Origin of the sequence: Streptomyces calvus (assembly GCF_006782915.1) — a bacterium.
Taxonomy (GTDB): Bacteria; Actinomycetota; Actinomycetes; order Streptomycetales; family Streptomycetaceae; genus Streptomyces; species Streptomyces calvus.
Genome location: NZ_VCNP01000044.1, coordinates 87,003 through 103,216 on the forward strand (window position 1 = coordinate 87,003; position 16,214 = coordinate 103,216).

Annotated in this window: 12 protein-coding genes; 11 read left to right on the top strand and 1 reads right to left on the bottom strand. The window is 72.5% G+C overall.

The window, feature by feature from the left end; genetic code table 11:
- Positions 1 to 200: 200 nt before the first annotated feature.
- The gene (locus tag FGW31_RS21315) at positions 201 to 1,619 is read left to right on the top strand and encodes an NAD-dependent malic enzyme (RefSeq protein WP_142195064.1); all 1,419 of its coding nucleotides are present in this window, start codon (positions 201 to 203) and stop codon (positions 1,617 to 1,619) included.
- A 394-nt stretch (positions 1,620 to 2,013) separates the two neighbouring features.
- Positions 2,014 to 2,295: an HU family DNA-binding protein gene (locus FGW31_RS21320; RefSeq protein ID WP_003990598.1), complete on the top strand. Its 282-nt coding sequence runs from the start codon at positions 2,014 to 2,016 to the stop codon at positions 2,293 to 2,295.
- 106 nt (positions 2,296 to 2,401) lie between these two features.
- Here FGW31_RS21320 and murA read toward each other — a convergent pair whose 3' ends face one another.
- Positions 2,402 to 3,748 (bottom strand): UDP-N-acetylglucosamine 1-carboxyvinyltransferase, encoded by a 1,347-nt coding sequence (murA, locus tag FGW31_RS21325; RefSeq protein WP_142195065.1) that lies wholly within the window; start codon positions 3,746 to 3,748, stop codon positions 2,402 to 2,404.
- Positions 3,749 to 4,060: 312 nt separating this feature from the next.
- Between murA and FGW31_RS21330 the strand changes: the two genes are divergently transcribed.
- From FGW31_RS21330 to FGW31_RS21370, 9 genes are all read left to right on the top strand, one after another.
- Positions 4,061 to 4,633, top strand: coding sequence for a YqgE/AlgH family protein (locus tag FGW31_RS21330; RefSeq protein ID WP_161175538.1), 573 nt, complete (start codon positions 4,061 to 4,063; stop codon positions 4,631 to 4,633).
- A 30-nt stretch (positions 4,634 to 4,663) separates the two neighbouring features.
- Positions 4,664 to 4,954: a DUF3039 domain-containing protein gene (locus tag FGW31_RS21335; protein ID WP_142195067.1), complete on the top strand. Its 291-nt coding sequence runs from the start codon at positions 4,664 to 4,666 to the stop codon at positions 4,952 to 4,954.
- A 233-nt stretch (positions 4,955 to 5,187) separates the two neighbouring features.
- Complete coding sequence (locus FGW31_RS21340) at positions 5,188 to 6,480, top strand: extracellular solute-binding protein (protein ID WP_142195068.1); 1,293 nt, start codon at positions 5,188 to 5,190, stop codon at positions 6,478 to 6,480.
- Positions 6,477 to 7,454, top strand: a complete 978-nt coding sequence (locus FGW31_RS21345; protein WP_142195069.1) for a carbohydrate ABC transporter permease — start codon at positions 6,477 to 6,479, stop codon at positions 7,452 to 7,454. The genes FGW31_RS21340 and FGW31_RS21345 overlap by 4 nt, the downstream gene beginning before the upstream one ends.
- 29 nt (positions 7,455 to 7,483) lie before the next feature.
- Entirely contained in the window at positions 7,484 to 8,329 is an 846-nt protein-coding gene (locus FGW31_RS21350) for a carbohydrate ABC transporter permease (RefSeq protein WP_142195178.1), read from the top strand.
- Between the two features lies 1 nt (position 8,330).
- Positions 8,331 to 10,004, top strand: coding sequence for a beta-N-acetylhexosaminidase (locus FGW31_RS21355; protein WP_142195070.1), 1,674 nt, complete (start codon positions 8,331 to 8,333; stop codon positions 10,002 to 10,004).
- 310 nt (positions 10,005 to 10,314) lie between these two features.
- Entirely contained in the window at positions 10,315 to 11,208 is an 894-nt protein-coding gene (locus FGW31_RS21360; protein WP_142195071.1) for an FAD binding domain-containing protein, read from the top strand.
- The gene (locus FGW31_RS21365) at positions 11,205 to 13,523 is read left to right on the top strand and encodes a 2Fe-2S iron-sulfur cluster-binding protein (protein WP_142195072.1); all 2,319 of its coding nucleotides are present in this window, start codon (positions 11,205 to 11,207) and stop codon (positions 13,521 to 13,523) included. Before FGW31_RS21360 ends, FGW31_RS21365 begins: the two co-directional genes overlap by 4 nt.
- A complete protein-coding gene (locus FGW31_RS21370) occupies positions 13,520 to 15,835 on the top strand; it encodes a xanthine dehydrogenase family protein molybdopterin-binding subunit (RefSeq protein WP_142195073.1) in 2,316 nt (771 codons plus the stop codon). The genes FGW31_RS21365 and FGW31_RS21370 overlap by 4 nt, the downstream gene beginning before the upstream one ends.
- Positions 15,836 to 16,214 lie beyond the last annotated feature (379 nt).

Below are 16,214 nucleotides of genomic sequence, written 5' to 3' on the forward strand. Positions count from 1 at the left end.
CGCCCGACCATCTCTCGTATGGTGGAAACGAAATTCCACAATGCGCCGCTGATGCCCGCCGATACCCGTCCGGCGCGCGAACAAAACGTTCTCAATCCGGGGCGGCTACCACGTACTCAGGGGTAGGTGCGACGATCGGACGGCACAACGCTGTGACACACAGCGGCGCAGCGACACGGTGAAAGCAGAGGAAGTCGGCCATGGCAACGGCGCCCAGCGTCTCCTACTCGATGACCATCCGGCTGGAGGTGCCCGCGAGCGGAACCGCGGTCTCCCAGCTCACCGGGGCTGTCGAGTCCCACGGAGGCTCGGTGACGGGCCTCGACGTCACGGCGTCCGGCCACGAGAAGCTCCGGATCGACGTCACCATCGCCGCCACCTCCACCGCGCACGCCGAGGAGATCGTCGAGCAGCTGCGCGGCATCGAGGGCGTCACCCTGGGCAAGGTCTCCGACCGTACGTTCCTGATGCACCTCGGCGGCAAGATCGAGATGCAGTCCAAGCACCCCATCCGCAACCGTGACGACCTCTCCATGGTCTACACCCCGGGCGTGGCCCGGGTCTGCATGGCGATCGCGGAGAACCCCGAGGACGCCCGCCGCCTGACCATCAAGCGCAACTCCGTTGCGGTCGTGACGGACGGCTCCGCCGTGCTGGGCCTGGGCAACATCGGCCCCAAGGCCGCGCTGCCGGTGATGGAGGGCAAGGCGGCCCTGTTCAAGCGGTTCGCCGGCATCGACGCCTGGCCGATCTGCCTGGACACCCAGGACACCGACGCGATCGTGGAGATCGTCAAGGCGATCGCCCCGGGCTTCGCCGGCATCAACCTGGAGGACATCTCCGCGCCGCGCTGCTTCGAGATCGAGGCCCGGCTGCGCGAGGCCCTCGACATCCCCGTCTTCCACGACGACCAGCACGGCACCGCGATCGTGGTCCTCGCCGCGCTCACCAACGCGCTGCGGGTCACCGGCAAGGCGATCGAGAACATCCGGGTGGTCATGTCCGGCGCCGGAGCGGCGGGCACCGCCATCCTGAAGCTGCTGCTCGCCGCCGGTGTGAAGAACGCCGTGGTGGCCGACATCCACGGCGTGGTGCACGCCGGCCGCGAGGACCTGGTGAACGCCGCCCCGGAGTCGGCGCTGCGGTGGATCGCCGACAACACCAACCCCGAGAACCTCACCGGCACCCTGAAGGAGGCCGTGCGCGGCGCGGACGTCTTCATCGGCGTCTCCGCGCCCAACGTCCTCGACGGCGACGACGTGGCCGCGATGGCCGAGGGCGCGATCGTCTTCGCGCTCGCGAACCCGGACCCGGAGGTCGACCCGGCAATCGCCCGGCAGACGGCGGCCGTTGTGGCCACCGGCCGTTCCGACTTCCCCAACCAGATCAACAACGTGCTGGTGTTCCCGGGCGTCTTCCGCGGCCTGCTGGACGCGCAGTCCCGCACCGTCAACACCGAGATGATGCTGGCCGCCGCGCAGGCGCTGGCCGACGTCGTGACCGAGGACGAGCTGAACCCGAACTACATCGTCCCGAGCGTGTTCAACGACAAGGTCGCGGGCGCGGTCGCGGGCGCGGTGCGGGACGCGGCGAAGGCGGCGGGCGCCACCGCTCCGTAGCCACCCGGACGTCCCGGGGGCTGTGAGCATCACCACGGCCGGTGTGCAACCGGCGCGTCGCGGAACCCGTAGGTCCTGGCCGCCTCTATGGTGGCGGCCAGGCTCGGGCCCAGGCCCCTGCTGTCCGCTGCCGGAAGCGGACGGAGCGTCACCGCACGGCGGCCGTGGCGCTCCTCGTGTGGCTCCCTCGGGTGTTCTCACGACTCCTGCGGGTGCCGGATTGGCTTTACCGCCGCAGGTAGAGGCAGGATGCGTCCCTGGGCGCGAGGGTCTGACGACGGACCCGGGTCCGGGTACTCACCGAGGAACCTGGCAGCATCGGCTTCGCCGTGCCCGACATGCGGCTCCGCCGCGTGGCACGCCTCAACGGCAAGAAGAACACGGGAGTAACAACATGAACCGCAGTGAGCTGGTGGCCGCGCTGGCCGACCGCGCCGAGGTGACCCGCAAGGACGCCGACGCCGTGCTGGCCGCGTTCGCCGACGTCGTCGGCGACATCGTCTCCAAGGGCGACGAGAAGGTCACCATCCCCGGCTTCCTGACCTTCGAGCGCACCCACCGTGCCGCTCGCACCGCGCGCAACCCGCAGACCGGTGAGCCGATCCAGATCCCGGCCGGCTACAGCGTCAAGGTCTCCGCGGGCTCCAAGCTCAAGGAAGCCGCCAAGGGCAAGTGATCCTGCACTTCGTGCGTCCCGGGACGGCGTACGAGGCACGATGACATGGAAAGGGGCGGCCACCCGGTGAGGGTGGCCGCCCCTTTCGGCGTCCGCGCGCCGGCCGTCAGGCCAGGGCCTTGCCCGGCAGCTCGACCTTCGCGCCGAGCTCCTGGAGCTTCTCCATGAAGTTCTCGTAGCCGCGGTTGATCAGGCCGATGCCGTGCACCCGGGAGGTGCCCTGGGCGGCGAGGGCGGCGATCAGGTAGGAGAAGCCGCCGCGCAGGTCGGGGATGACCAGGTCGGAGCCCTGCAGCCGGGTCGGTCCCGAGACGACCGCCGAGTGCAGGAAGTTGCGCTGGCCGAAGCGGCAGTCGGAGCCGCCCAGGCACTCGCGGTACAGCTGGATGTGGGCGCCCATCTGGTTGAGCGCGGAGGTGAAGCCGAGCCGGGACTCGTAGACCGTCTCGTGGATGATGGACAGGCCCGTGGCCTGGGTCAGCGCGACCACCAGCGGCTGCTGCCAGTCGGTCTGGAAGCCCGGGTGGACGTCCGTCTCCAGCGCGATCGACTTCAACTGCCCGCCGGGGTGCCAGAAGCGGATGCCCTCGTCGTCGATCTCGAAGGCGCCGCCGACCTTCCGGTAGGTGTTCAGGAACGTCATCATCGACCGCTGCTGCGCGCCGCGGACGTAGATGTTGCCCTCGGTCGCCAGCGCGGCGGACGCCCAGGAGGCGGCCTCCAGACGGTCCGGGAGGGCGCGGTGGGTGTAGCCGCCGAGCTTGTCCACACCGGTGATGCGGATCGTGCGGTCGGTGTCCATCGCGATGATCGCGCCCATCTTCTGCAGGACGCAGATGAGGTCCTCGATCTCCGGTTCCACCGCCGCGTTGGACAGCTCGGTGACGCCCTCCGCGAGCACCGCCGTCAGCAGCACCTGCTCGGTCGCGCCGACGGACGGGTACGGCAGCCGGATCTTGGTGCCGCGCAGCCGCTGCGGCGCCTCCAGGTACTGGCCGTCGGCCCGCTTCTCGATCGTCGCGCCGAACTGCCGCAGCACGTCGAAGTGGAAGTCGATGGGCCGGCCGCCGATGTCGCAGCCGCCCAGACCCGGGATGAACGCGTGCCCGAGCCGGTGCAGCAGCGGGCCGCAGAACAGGATCGGGATGCGCGAGGAACCCGCGTGGGCATCGATGTCAGCGACGTTGGCGCTCTCCACGTAGGTGGGGTCGAGCACCAGTTCGCCGGGTTCCTCACCCGGACGGACCGTCACGCCGTGCAGTTGCAGCAGACCCCGGACGACCCGGACGTCACGGATGTCCGGAACGTTGCGCAGACGGCTCGGAGCGCTGCCCAGCAGCGCGGCGACCATGGCCTTCGGTACGAGGTTCTTCGCACCGCGGACCCGGATCTCGCCCTCCAGCGGGGTTCCGCCGTGGACAAGCAGTACGTCATCGACGTCGTTGACGGTCATGAATCTCGCGTTCCGTGGGGATGGGGCAGGGGCCAGAAGGGAAAGGGTAATCGCCCCGCACCCTTGTTCTGTAAGCCCGCGGAGGGCTGCGGGACGTCATGGGTTCGTCACAACACGAACCGTTCCGCGGCGGCCACGCGCGGTCACCGCGCCCCCTGCGCGCCGGGCGTGCTCCCGTCCGCCCGCCCGTGTCCCTCCACCACCGCCGGACGGTGTCCTCACCAGGCCGCTCCCGCACGCCCGCCGGCCGTCTTCACTCCCGTACCCCCATTGCCTCCCCATGCGGGTGGCGGATGCGGGATCATGTCTGGCATGACCGAGGTGTCCTCGCTCACAGGGCGGCTGCTCGTGGCCACGCCCGCCCTGGCGGACCCGAACTTCGACCGCGCGGTGGTGCTCCTCCTCGACCACGACGAGGAGGGCTCACTCGGTGTCGTCCTCAACCGCCCCACCCCGGTGGACGTGGGCGACATCCTGGAGGGCTGGGCGGATCTGGCCGGGGAGCCCGGTGTCGTCTTCCAGGGCGGCCCGGTCTCGCTGGACTCGGCCCTCGGCGTCGCCGTCGTGCCCGGCGGGGCGGACGGGGAGACCGCGCCGCTGGGCTGGCGCCGGGTGCACGGCGCGATCGGGCTGGTCGACCTGGAGGCCCCGCCGGAGCTGCTCGCCTCCGTCCTCGGCTCCCTGCGCATCTTCGCCGGGTACGCCGGCTGGGGTCCCGGCCAGCTGGAGGACGAGCTGGTGGACGGCGCGTGGTACGTCGTGGAGTCGGAGCCCGGCGACGTGTCCTCGCCGGCGCCCGAGCGGCTCTGGCGCGAGGTGCTGCGCCGCCAGCGCAACGAGCTGGCGATGGTGGCCACGTATCCGGACGACCCGTCGCTCAACTGACCGCTGTGAGCTTCAGTACCCTTGGCTGTTATGAGCACTCTTGAGCCCGAGCGCGGGACTGGTACGGGGACCCTCGTCGAGCCGACGCCGCAGACCTCCCACGGCGACGGTGACCACGAGCGCTTCGCCCACTACGTCCAGAAGGACAAGATCATGGCGAGCGCCCTCGACGGGACTCCCGTCGTGGCGCTGTGCGGCAAGGTGTGGGTGCCCGGCCGCGACCCGAAGAAGTACCCGGTGTGCCCCATGTGCAAGGAGATCTACGAGTCCATGGGCGCCGGTGACGACAAGGGCGGCAAGGGCGGCAAGGGCGACAAGTAGGACCCCCTTCCTCCTTCCGTAGGACCGCCGGACCGTTCGAAGGCCCCCGGGGTGCGTTTCGCGCGCCTTGGGGGCCTTTGTGCTGCCTCGGCGTTGCATGGTGTGCGTCCGCCGGTCACAGAGTGGTGGAGACCTCTTGTGGCGCGGTTCACCCAGTACCTAGCCTCCGGTGTGTTGTGCACAGCGAAACCGCCATTGCGTATGTTGCAACGTGCCATCGGAGGAGCAACTCCATGAAGCTGTCCGCCCGCCTGGTCGCCGTCGCGGCCGTCCTCGCCACGGCCGCCTGTGCGCCCCAGACCTCCACAACGTCCTCCTCCGACAAGGACGAGAAGACCGGCACCCTGCGCGTCTGGCTCTTCCAGGAGGTCAACAACAAGCCCAAGGAACAGGCCGTCGACTCCGTCCTCGACGCGTTCGAGAAGGCGCACGAGGGCACCGAGGTCACCGTCGAGTACATCCCCGTCGAGACCCGCGCCCAGCGCATCAAGGCCGCCTTCAACGACCCCGCCTCCGCGCCCGACCTCATCGAGTACGGCAACACCGACACCGCGGGCTACGTGAAGGACGGCGGACTCGCCGACGTCAGCAAGGAGTTCGCGGCCTGGGACGAGGCCGAGCAGACCGACCCGACCGCCCGGCAGTCGGTCACCGTCGACGGCAAGGTCTACGGCGCCCCGTACTTCGTCGGCGTCCGCGCCCTGTACTACCGCACCGACGTCTTCGACGAGCTGGGCCTGGACGTCCCGAGGACCCAGGCCGAACTGATCTCCACCGCCAAGGAGATCCGCGCCGCCGAGCCCGGGATGTACGGCATCGCGGTCGGCGGCGCCTACACCTACGGCGCGATGCCGTTCATCTGGGCGCACGGCGGAGAACTCGCCACCGGCAAGAGCGGCTCGTACGCCTCCGCCATCGACAGCGCCGCCGCCCGCAAGGGCATCGAGGCGTACACCTCGCTGTTCGGCGACGACAACTGCCCGGCCGCCAAGTGCGCCGGGATGGGCGGCAACGACACGGTGACCGCCTTCGCCTCGGGCAAGGCGGCCATGGCGATCGGCGGCGACTTCAGCCACGCGGCCGTGGAGGCCGGGAAGGTGAAGGGCAATTACGCGGTGGTGCCGCTGCCCGGCGTCGAACCCGGCTCGATCGCGCCCGCGTTCGCCGGCGGCAACAACCTCGGCGTGCTCAAGTCCACCTCGCACCGCACCCTCGCCGTCGACCTGATGAAGCGGCTCGCGTCGAAGAAGGCGCAGAGCGAACTGTTCGACGCGATGGGCTTCCTGCCGACCTTCTCCGACGTACGCCGGCAGGTGGCCGCGAAGGAGCCCTTCGTGAAGCCGTTCGTCGAGACGCTCGCCGCGGACACGAAGTTCGTGCCGGCCTCGCCGGCGTGGGCGCAGATCGACTCCTCGCTGGTGCTGCCGACGATGTTCCAGGAGATCGTGAGCGGCAAGAAGGACGTCGCGACCGCCTCCGGTGACGCGGCGAAGAAGATGAACGAGGCGTTCGGGTCCCTCGGATGACGGCGCCCGCAAGCCCCCAGGCCGTGGACCGCCGGCGCGTGCGGGCGGTCCGCGGCCCGTCGCGCCCGGACGGCGGCCGCGGCACGGCCCCGCGCCGCCGGGCGGGTTCCCGCACCCCGTGGCTCTATCTCGCGCCGGCACTCGTCGTCCTCGGCGGCCTGCTCGCCTACCCCATCTACCAGCTCGGGCTGATCTCGCTCTTCCACTACACGCAGGCGCAGGTCAGCGGCGGGGAGCCGACCACGTTCGAAGGGTTCGGCAACTACGCCGGGCTCTTCGCCGACGAGCAGTTCTGGCAGGTGCTGCTGGCCACCGTGCTGTTCGCGGCGGCCTGCGTGGTGTGCACGCTGGCCGTGGGCTGCGCGCTCGCCGTGCTCCTCACGCGGGTGCGCGCCGTGCCGCGGCTCGCGCTGATGCTGGCCGCGCTGGGCGCCTGGGCCACCCCGGCGATCACCGGCTCCACGGTCTGGCTGTTCCTCTTCGACGCCGACTTCGGCCCGGTCAACCGGGTGCTGGGACTCGGCGACCACTCGTGGACGTACGGGCGGTTCAGCGCGTTCTTCCTGGTGCTGCTCGAAGTGGTCTGGTGCTCCTTCCCGTTCGTGATGGTGACGGTCTACGCGGGCATCCGCGCCGTGCCCGCCGAGGTGCTGGAGGCCGCCGCCCTGGACGGCGCCTCGCAGTGGCGGATCTGGCGCTCGGTCCTCGCCCCGATGCTCCGGCCGATCCTCGTGGTGGTCACCATCCAGTCCGTCATCTGGGACTTCAAGGTCTTCACGCAGATCTACGTCATGACGAACGGCGGCGGCATCGCCGGCCAGAACCTGGTCCTGAACGTCTACGCCTACCAGCAGGCGTTCGCGTCCTCGCAGTACAGCCTCGGCGCGGCGATCGGCGTGGTGATGCTGCTGATCCTGCTCGCCGTGACGCTGGTGTATCTGCGGCTGCTGCGCCGCCAGGGGGAGGAACTGTGATGCTCGTGGGCCAGGCCGGGGAACCCCGGGTGAATCTTGTGCGCCGGTTCGTCCGGCGGCCGGGACGGCTCGCGGCCGAGGCGGCGGCGCTGCTGACCGCGGCCGTGGTGGCCTTCCCGCTGTACTGGATGGTGCTGAGCGCCTTCAAACCGGCCGGCGAGATCGAGTCGTCCGAGCCGCGGCCGTGGACGCTGGCACCGACGCTGGACTCCTTCCGGCGGGTCTTCGGACAGCAGGAATTCGGCCGGTACTTCCTCAACAGCGTGGTCGTCGCGGTGGCCGTGGTGATCGCCTCGGCGTTGATCGCCTTTCTCGCCGCGACGGCCGTGACGCGATTCCGGTTCCGTATGCGGACCACCTTGTTGATCATGTTTCTGGTGGCCCAGATGGTGCCCGTGGAAGCGCTGACGATCCCCTTGTTCTTCATGATGCGGGACTTCGGTCAGCTGAACACGCTGTGGTCGCTGATCCTGCCCCACATCGCGTTCTCCCTGCCGTTCGCGATCTGGATGCTCAGGGGGTTCGTGAAGGCCGTTCCGGAGGCCCTGGAGGAGGCCGCGTACATCGACGGCGCGAGCCGCGCGCGCTTTCTCTGGCAGATCCTTTTCCCGCTCGTCCTGCCGGGGTTGGTGGCGACCAGCGTGTTTTCCTTCATCTCCACCTGGAACGACTTCCTGTTCGCCAAGTCCTTCATCATCAGCGACATCTCCCAGTCGACGCTGCCGATGGCGCTGCTGGTGTTCTACAAACCCGACGAGCCGGACTGGGGCGGCGTCATGGCGGCGTCCACGGTGATGACGATTCCGGTACTGGTCTTCTTCGTACTCGTGCAGCGGCGGCTGGTCTCCGGACTGGGCGGCGCGGTAAAGGACTGACGTGACCGAACTGATTCCAGCTCCCCGCACCGTCGTGGCCGGTTCCGGCGAGGTGCGGCTGACGGAGCACTCCCGGCTGTACGCCGGTCCCGCGACGGAGGGCGTCGGCCGGTGGCTGCGCACCGTCCTGTGGCAGGCCACCGGTCTGCCGCTGTGCGAGGGACGGGAGCCCGAGGGCGCGGACGGCGGCGGCGCGGCAGGCGACGGCGCGGACGGTGACGGCATCACGCTGCGGATCGGCCCCGGGCTCGGCCCCGAGGAGTACCGCCTCGTCAGCGACCGCGGCGGTGTCCTGGTCGAGGGCGGCAGCGCGGCCGGTGTCCTGCACGGCGCGCAGACACTGCGCCAGCTCCTCGGCCCGGACGCCTTCCGCCGGGCCCCGCTCGACCGCGACCGGGCGTGGACGGTGCCGCACGTCACCGTCGAGGACGGCCCGCGCTTCCGCTGGCGCGGTCTCATGCTCGACGTCGCCCGGCACTTCATGCCCAAGGAAGGCGTGCTGCGTTATCTCGATCTGATGGCGGCGCACAAACTCAATGTGCTCCACCTGCACCTGACGGACGACCAGGGCTGGCGCATCGAGATCAAGCGCTATCCGAAGCTCACCGGGACCGGCTCCTGGCGCGCCCGGACGAAAATCGGGCACCGGGCCTCACCGCTGTGGGACGACCGGCCGCACGGCGGCCACTACACCCAGGACGACATCCGCGAGATCGTCGCCTACGCCGCCGAACGCCATATCGGCGTCGTCCCGGAAATCGACGTACCCGGCCACTCGCAGGCCGCCATCGCCGCCTATCCGGAACTCGGCAACACCGATGTCGTCGACACCGCCGCCCTGACCGTCTGGGACACCTGGGGCATCAATCCGAACGTCCTCGCCCCCACCGACCACACCCTGCGCTTCTACGAAGGGGTGTTGGAGGAAGTCCTGGAACTGTTCCCGGCGGACGCCGGCCCGTTCTCGTCGTTCGTGCACATCGGCGGCGACGAATGCGTCAAGGACCAGTGGCGTGCGTCGGAGACCGCGCAGAAGCAGATCCGAAACTTCGGGCTGGCCGACGAGGACGCGCTCCAGGCCTGGTTCGTCGCGCACTTCGACAGCTGGCTGACCGCGCGCGGGCGCCGGCTGATCGGCTGGGACGAGATCCTCCAGGGCGGTCTCGCGCCGGGTGCCGCGGTGTCCTCCTGGCGCGGTTACGCGGGCGGGGTGACCGCGGCCCGCGCTGGTCACGACGTGGTCATGTGCCCCGAGCAGCAGGTGTACCTGGACCACCGGCAGGACGCGGGCCCCGACGAGCCGGTGCCGATCGGCTACGTCCGCACCCTGGAGGACGTCTACCGGTTCGAGCCCGTGCCCGCCGAGCTGACGCCCGGTGAGGCCGAGCGGATCCTCGGCACCCAGGCCAACGTGTGGACCGAGGTGATGGAGGACCAACGGCGCGTCGACTACCAGACGTTCCCGCGGCTCGCCGCGTTCGCCGAGGTCGCCTGGAGCGCGCTGCCCGCCCCGGCGGAACGCGACGTCGCCGGCTTCGAACGGCGGATGACCGCCCACTACCGGCGCCTGGACGCCCTCGGCGTCGACTACCGGCCGCCCACCGGACCGCGGCCCTGGCAGCGGCGTCCGGGCGTGCCGGGACGCCCGATCGACGGCCCGCCCCCGAACCGGTAGCCCCGCCCGGGCTCCCGGCGGCACGCCGCCGCACGGGACCCCCGGGGCGACCCCGCGCGTCCAACTCCACCATTCGAACAGATCGGGCAATACGGGTACAGGCGTCACTGGAGAGTGTCATGGTGGAACACACCGGCGATGCCGGTCGAAATCGGCTGTCTCCGGGGTGAGGTGGGCGAACGCCTCCTAGCGGACCCCCGTCTTCGGCGCCTGCCAAGATGTGCCAGAGTTGCCACGTCCGCCCTGTCAGCACGTACCGTACGGCAGCACAGGGGGCACCAGGTGGGGCAGCGGGAAGGGGCAGCCGGTTTTGAGCACGCACGCACCGCAGGCGGCGCAGGCCGTGACGCTGCCGACAACCCTGGACGAGGCGGTGGCGGCCCTCACGGCCATGCCCGCCGCCGTGCCCGTCGCGGGCGGCACCGACCTGATGGCCGCCGTCAACTCCGGACAGCTCAGACCCGCCGCACTGGTCGGCCTCGGCCGGATCAGCGAGATCCGCGGCTGGCAGTACCTGGACGGCCACGCCCTGCTCGGCGCCGGCCTCACGCACGCGCGCATGGGCCGCCCCGACTTCGCCGCGCTCATCCCGGCGCTCGCCGCCTCCGCGCGCGCCGCCGGACCGCCGCACATCCGCAACGCCGGCACCCTCGGCGGCAACATCGCCTCCGCCGCTCCCACCGGGGACGCGCTGCCGGTGCTGGCCGCGCTGGAGGCGACGCTGATCGTCGCCGGCCCGGGCGGTGCCCGCCGCGAGGTCCCGGTGTCGCACCTGCTGGCCGGCATGGACCTGCTGCGCCCGGGCGAACTGATCGGCTTCGTGCGCGTACCGCTGCTGCACGCGCCCCAGGTCTTCCTGAAGGCGACCGGCCGCACCGGTCCCGGCCGCGCGGTCGCCTCCGTCGCCCTGGTGCTCGACCCGGCCCGCCGCGGCGTGCGCTGCGCGGTGGGCGCCATAGCGCCGATGCCGCTGCGGCCCCTGGAGGCCGAGCAGTGGGTCGCGCAGCTCATCGACTGGGACAACAACCGCGCGCTCGTACCCGACGCACTGAACGCGTTCGGGGAGTACGTCGCCGCGGCCTGCATCCCCGACGCCGCACCCGGCGAGGACGGCACCGTCCCACCGCTCCCGCCCGCGGTACTGCACCTGCGGCGCACCGTCGCCGCGCTGGCCCGACGAGCACTGGGGAGGGCGCTGTCGTGACCGACGACCAGCACGACCGGCACGGAGAGGGCACGCCGCAGGGCGGCGGCCGCTGGGACCCGCTGCCGCAGGGCGACTACGACGACGGCGCCACGGCCTTCGTGAACCTCCCCGAGGGCGGCATAGACGCCCTGCTGGACTCCATGGAGAGCCCGCTCGCCGCGCCCGGTCACGGCTACGTGCCGCCGCAGATAACGGTCACCCCGGCGACCACCGCGGGCACCGACCCGGCGGCCACCGGCTCCTGGGCGGCGCCCGGCGCGCCCGTCGACGGCGCCCAGTGGCACGACCCGCAGGCCGCCGGTACGGGCGCGGCGCCGGCGGACCGGTTCACGTACGACCCCGGCGCCGGCGGGCAGTGGGCCTACGACGAGAACGCCGCGGAGAACGACGCGGCGCACCTCGCGCCGGGCCACGACGTCACCGGCCAGTGGTCGATCCCCGTCGCCGGCGGCGACCTGCCGGACGAGTCGGGCGAGTTCACCACGTCCTCCCTGGTCGAGCAGTGGGGCAGCACCCCGCCCGCCACGCTGCCGGGCGGCGCCCCGGCCCCCTGGGCCACGCAGGCCATCGGTGAGCCGTGGGGTCCGGGCGTGCCGGGTGTCCCGCAGGAGCAGGGCCAGGACCCGCACGGCGGCGAGCACGGCCCCGCCCCGGAGCAGTACGGCGCCCAGCCGCTGCAGCACGGCGGACCCGTGCCGGGCGAGGCACTGGCGGACGCGTACGGGCAGCCGGGCGGTGCCGGGCACGTGCCCGGCGCGGTTCCGGAGCACCACGACGCCGAACCGCTGCCGTACGGCGGGCCCGCGCCCGGTGTGGGCCCGGACCTCGGGCAGCCGTCCGCGCCGGAGGCGTACGCCGGGCAGCCGCACGCCCAGCAGGCGCCCGGACCCGAGCAGCCCGCGCACGACGGGCCCCGGTCGACCGGGGTGCCCCAGCCGTTCGCCGCCGAGAACTACGCGGAGCCGCAGTGGCAGCCCGGGGCGGAGACCGCCGCCGACGGCGTCCCGGCCGGTCTGCGTGAACACCCGCACCACGGCGGCCAGGACGCCCCGGACGCCGCTCACGGGGCCCCCGCGGCCCCCGAGGCCGTCGAGGCCGCGGACGGGGCTCCTGAGGCGGCCGAGGGCCCGGCAGCACCCGCCGCGGCTCCCGAGGCTCCCGGAGCCCCCGCCGTGGACGCGGAAGCCGCCGATCCGGGACCGGCCGAGCACCCGGCCGCCGAGCCCGCACCCGCCGACCCCGCATCCGTCGAGCCCGCACCCGCCGACCCCGCATCCGTCGAGCCCGCGTCCGCCGAGCCCGCGTCCGTCGAGCAGGACCCCGTCGAGGCCGTACCCGCCGAGCCGGCGTCCGCCGCCTCCGAGGCGGCCGAGGCGGCCGAGGACGGTGCCGCCGAGGTCGCCGGGCCGCCGGCCGGCCCCGAGTCCCCGGACGCCGCCGCCACCGCCGACACCGCCGACGACGCCAACACCGCGGCCGAGGCCGACGCTTCAGGCGAACCGGAATCGTCGGACGCATCGGACACATCCGGCGTATCGGATGCACCGGAAACAGCGGACGCATCGGACGAATCGAGTCACCCCCAGACCGCCGCCCCGGAGTCCCCGCACCCCGTCGCCCCGCACGACGACCACCCCCTGGCCACCTACGTGCTGCGCGTCAACGGCACCGACCGGCCCGTCACCGACGCCTGGATCGGGGAGTCGCTGCTCTACGTGCTGCGCGAGCGGCTCGGCCTGGCCGGCGCCAAGGACGGCTGCTCGCAGGGCGAGTGCGGCGCGTGCAACGTGCAGGTCGACGGCCGGCTCGTGGCGTCCTGCCTGGTCCCGGCCGTCACCGCGGCCGGCAGCGAGGTCCGCACCGTCGAGGGCCTGGCCCAGGACGGCCGGCCCTCGGACGTGCAGCGGGCCCTCGCCCGGTGCGGCGCCGTGCAGTGCGGCTTCTGCGTGCCCGGCATGGCGATGACCGTGCACGACCTGCTGGAGGGCAACCCGGCCCCCACCGAGCTGGAGACCCGCCAGGCCCTGTGCGGCAACCTGTGCCGCTGCTCCGGCTACCGGGGTGTCGTCCGGGCCGTCCAGGAGGTCGTCGCCGAACGCGAGGCGCACACCGAGTCCCCCGACGGGGACGGCGTGGCGGAGACGCCCCGCATCCCGCACCAGGCGGGCCCCGGCGCCGGCGGCGTCAACCCCTCGGCGTTCGGCGACCCCCCGCACGACCCGTCCCTCGGGCAGCCGCACGACCCGCCGCACGACCCCTCGCACGATCAGCCCCATGACCAGTCCTACGGCCAGGACGGAGGCCAGGCGTGAGCAATGAAGCAGCCACCGCGCAGGCCGCACAGGCCGCGGAGGCCGCCCCCGAACCGGACCCGGCACCGCACGGACTCGGCGTCTCCCTGCCGGCCGCCGACGCCCGCGCCAAGACCGAGGGCACCTTCCCGTACGCCGCCGACCTGTGGGCCGAGGGCCTGCTGTGGGCGGCCGTGTTGCGCTCACCGCACCCGCACGCGCGCATCGTGTCCATCGACACCACGCACGCGCGGGAGATGCCCGGTGTCCGCGCGGTCGTCACCCACGAGGACGTCCCCGGCACCCCGGTGCTCGGCCGCGGCAAGGCCGACCGCCCGGTCTTCGCCTCCGAGGTGGTGCGCCACCACGGCGAGCCCATCGCCGCCGTCGCTGCCGACCACCCGGACACCGCGCGGATGGCCGCCGCCGCCGTCATCGTCGAGTACGAGGTGCTCGACCCAGTGACCGACCCCGAACAGGCCTTCGAGGCCGAGCCGCTGCACCCCGACGGCAATCTGATCCGGCACATCCCGCTGCGCCACGGCGACCCCGAGGCGGCCGGCGACGTCATCGTCGAGGGCCTGTACCGCATCGGCCGCCAGGATCCCGCGCCCATCGGCGCCGAGGCCGGCCTCGCCGTGCCCCGCCCGGACGGCGGCGTCGAGCTGTACCTGGCCTCCACCGACCCGCACGGCGACCGCGACACCGCCGCCGCCGCGTTCGGCCTGGCACCCGAACGGGTGAAGGTCGTCGTCACCGGCGTGCCCGGCGCCACCGCCGACCGCGAGGACCAGAGCTTCCAGCTGCCGCTCGGCCTGCTCGCGCTGCGGACCGGCTGCCCGGTCAAACTCGCCGCCACGCGCGAGGAGTCCTTCCTCGGCCACACCCACCGGCACCCCACCCTGCTGCGCTACCGCCACCACGCCGACGCCGAGGGCAGGCTGGTCAAGGTCGAGGCGCAGATCCTGCTCGACGCGGGCGCCTACGCCGACACCTCCTCCGACGCCCTGGCCGCCGCCGTCGCCTTCGCCTGCGGCCCGTACGTCGTGCCGAACGCGTTCATCGAGGGCTGGGCCGTACGCACCAACAACCCGCCCTCCGGCCATGTGCGCGGCGAGGGCGCGATGCAGGTGTGCGCCGCCTACGAGGCGCAGATGGACAAGCTCGCCAAGAAGCTCGGCGTCGACCCGGCGGAGCTGCGCCTGCGCAACGTCATGGCCACCGGCGACGTCCTGCCCACCGGCCAGACCGTGACCTGCCCGGCCCCGGTCGCCGAACTGCTGGAGGCGGTACGGGACTTCCCGCTGCCGCCGCTGCCCAAGGACACCCCCGAGGACGAGTGGCTGCTGCCCGGCGGACCCGAGGGCGCGGGCGAACCGGGCGCGGTGCGCCGCGGCGTGGGCTACGGCCTGGGCATGGTGCACATGCTCGGTGCGGAGGGCGCCGACGAGGTGTCCACGGCCACCGTGCGGGTGCAGGGCGGCGTGGCGACGGTGCTGTGCGCGGCCGTGGAGACCGGCCAGGGCTTCTCCACGCTGGCCCGGCAGATCGTGCAGGAGACCCTCGGCATCGACGAGGTGCACGTGGTGCCCGTGGACACCGACCAGCCGCCGGCCGGCGCCGGCTGCCGGGGCCGGCACACCTGGGTGTCGGGCGGCGCGGTGGAACGCGCGGCGAAGATGGTCCGCACCCAGCTCCTCCAGCCGCTGGCCCACAAGTTCGGCATGTCCACCGAGCTGCTGCAGATCACCGACGGCAAGATCACCTCGTACGACGGCGTGCTGTCCACGACCGTCACGGAGGCGATGGACGGCAAGGAACTGTGGGCCACCGCCCAGTGCCGTCCGCATCCGACGGAACCGCTGGACGAGTCCGGGCAGGGCGACGCCTTCGTGGGCATGGCGTTCTGCGCGATCCGCGCGGTGGTCGACGTCGACATCGAACTCGGCTCGGTCCGGGTCGTGGAGCTGGCGGTCGCCCAGGACGTGGGCCGGGTCCTCAACCCGGCGCAGCTGGCCGCCCGGATCGAGGCGGGCGTGACCCAGGGGGTGGGCGCCGCGCTCACCGAGAACCTGCGCACCCCGCGCGGACTGGTCCGCCACCCCGACCTGACCGGATACTCCCTGCCGACCGCGCTGGACGCGCCGGACATCCACATCGTGAAGCTGGTCGAGGAGCGGGACGTGGTCGCGCCGTTCGGCGCCAAGGCCGTCAGCGCCGTACCGGTGGTGGCCTCGCCGGCGGCCGTCGCCTCCGCGGTGCGGTCCGCCACGGGCCGCCCGGTGAACCGCCTGCCGATCCGCCCGCAGGCCGCGGTGGTGACCGGCGGCTGAGGCCGCGACGACGCGATCGACGACCGCGGTGACGGGCGGCGGACGAGATCCGTCGGCGGACCGCGGTGACGGGCGGTGGTAGGTCTGTCCGCAGGTTGCTGTGGTGACGGGCGGCGGTAGGTCCGTCCGCAGGCTGTCATGGTGACTACGGCGGTACGTCCGTCCGCACGCTGCCGTGGTGACCGGTGGCGGTAGGTCCGTCCGCAGGTTGTCGTGGTGACGGGCGGCGGTAGGTCCGTCCGCAGGGTGTCGTGGTGACCGGCGACGGCACATCCGTTCGCACGCTGTCGTGGTGACCGGCGGCTGAAATCCGTCGCCGACGGCCGCCGCGCACAGGCAACGCGCGGGGGCGCTCGTGCGTCTTCGGAGGCAGGGGAGC

What these genes read in the sequence shown, in the direction of transcription:
- FGW31_RS21315 (WP_142195064.1), top strand. Translation starts at nt 201, where the DNA reads ATGGCAACGGCGCCCAGCGTCTCCTACTCGATGACCATCCGGCTGGAG.
- FGW31_RS21320 (WP_003990598.1), top strand. Translation starts at nt 2,014, where the DNA reads ATGAACCGCAGTGAGCTGGTGGCCGCGCTGGCCGACCGCGCCGAGGTG.
- murA (WP_142195065.1), bottom strand. Translation starts at nt 3,748, where the DNA reads ATGACCGTCAACGACGTCGATGACGTACTGCTTGTCCACGGCGGAACC.
- FGW31_RS21330 (WP_161175538.1), top strand. Translation starts at nt 4,061, where the DNA reads ATGACCGAGGTGTCCTCGCTCACAGGGCGGCTGCTCGTGGCCACGCCC.
- FGW31_RS21335 (WP_142195067.1), top strand. Translation starts at nt 4,664, where the DNA reads ATGAGCACTCTTGAGCCCGAGCGCGGGACTGGTACGGGGACCCTCGTC.
- FGW31_RS21340 (WP_142195068.1), top strand. Translation starts at nt 5,188, where the DNA reads ATGAAGCTGTCCGCCCGCCTGGTCGCCGTCGCGGCCGTCCTCGCCACG.
- FGW31_RS21345 (WP_142195069.1), top strand. Translation starts at nt 6,477, where the DNA reads ATGACGGCGCCCGCAAGCCCCCAGGCCGTGGACCGCCGGCGCGTGCGG.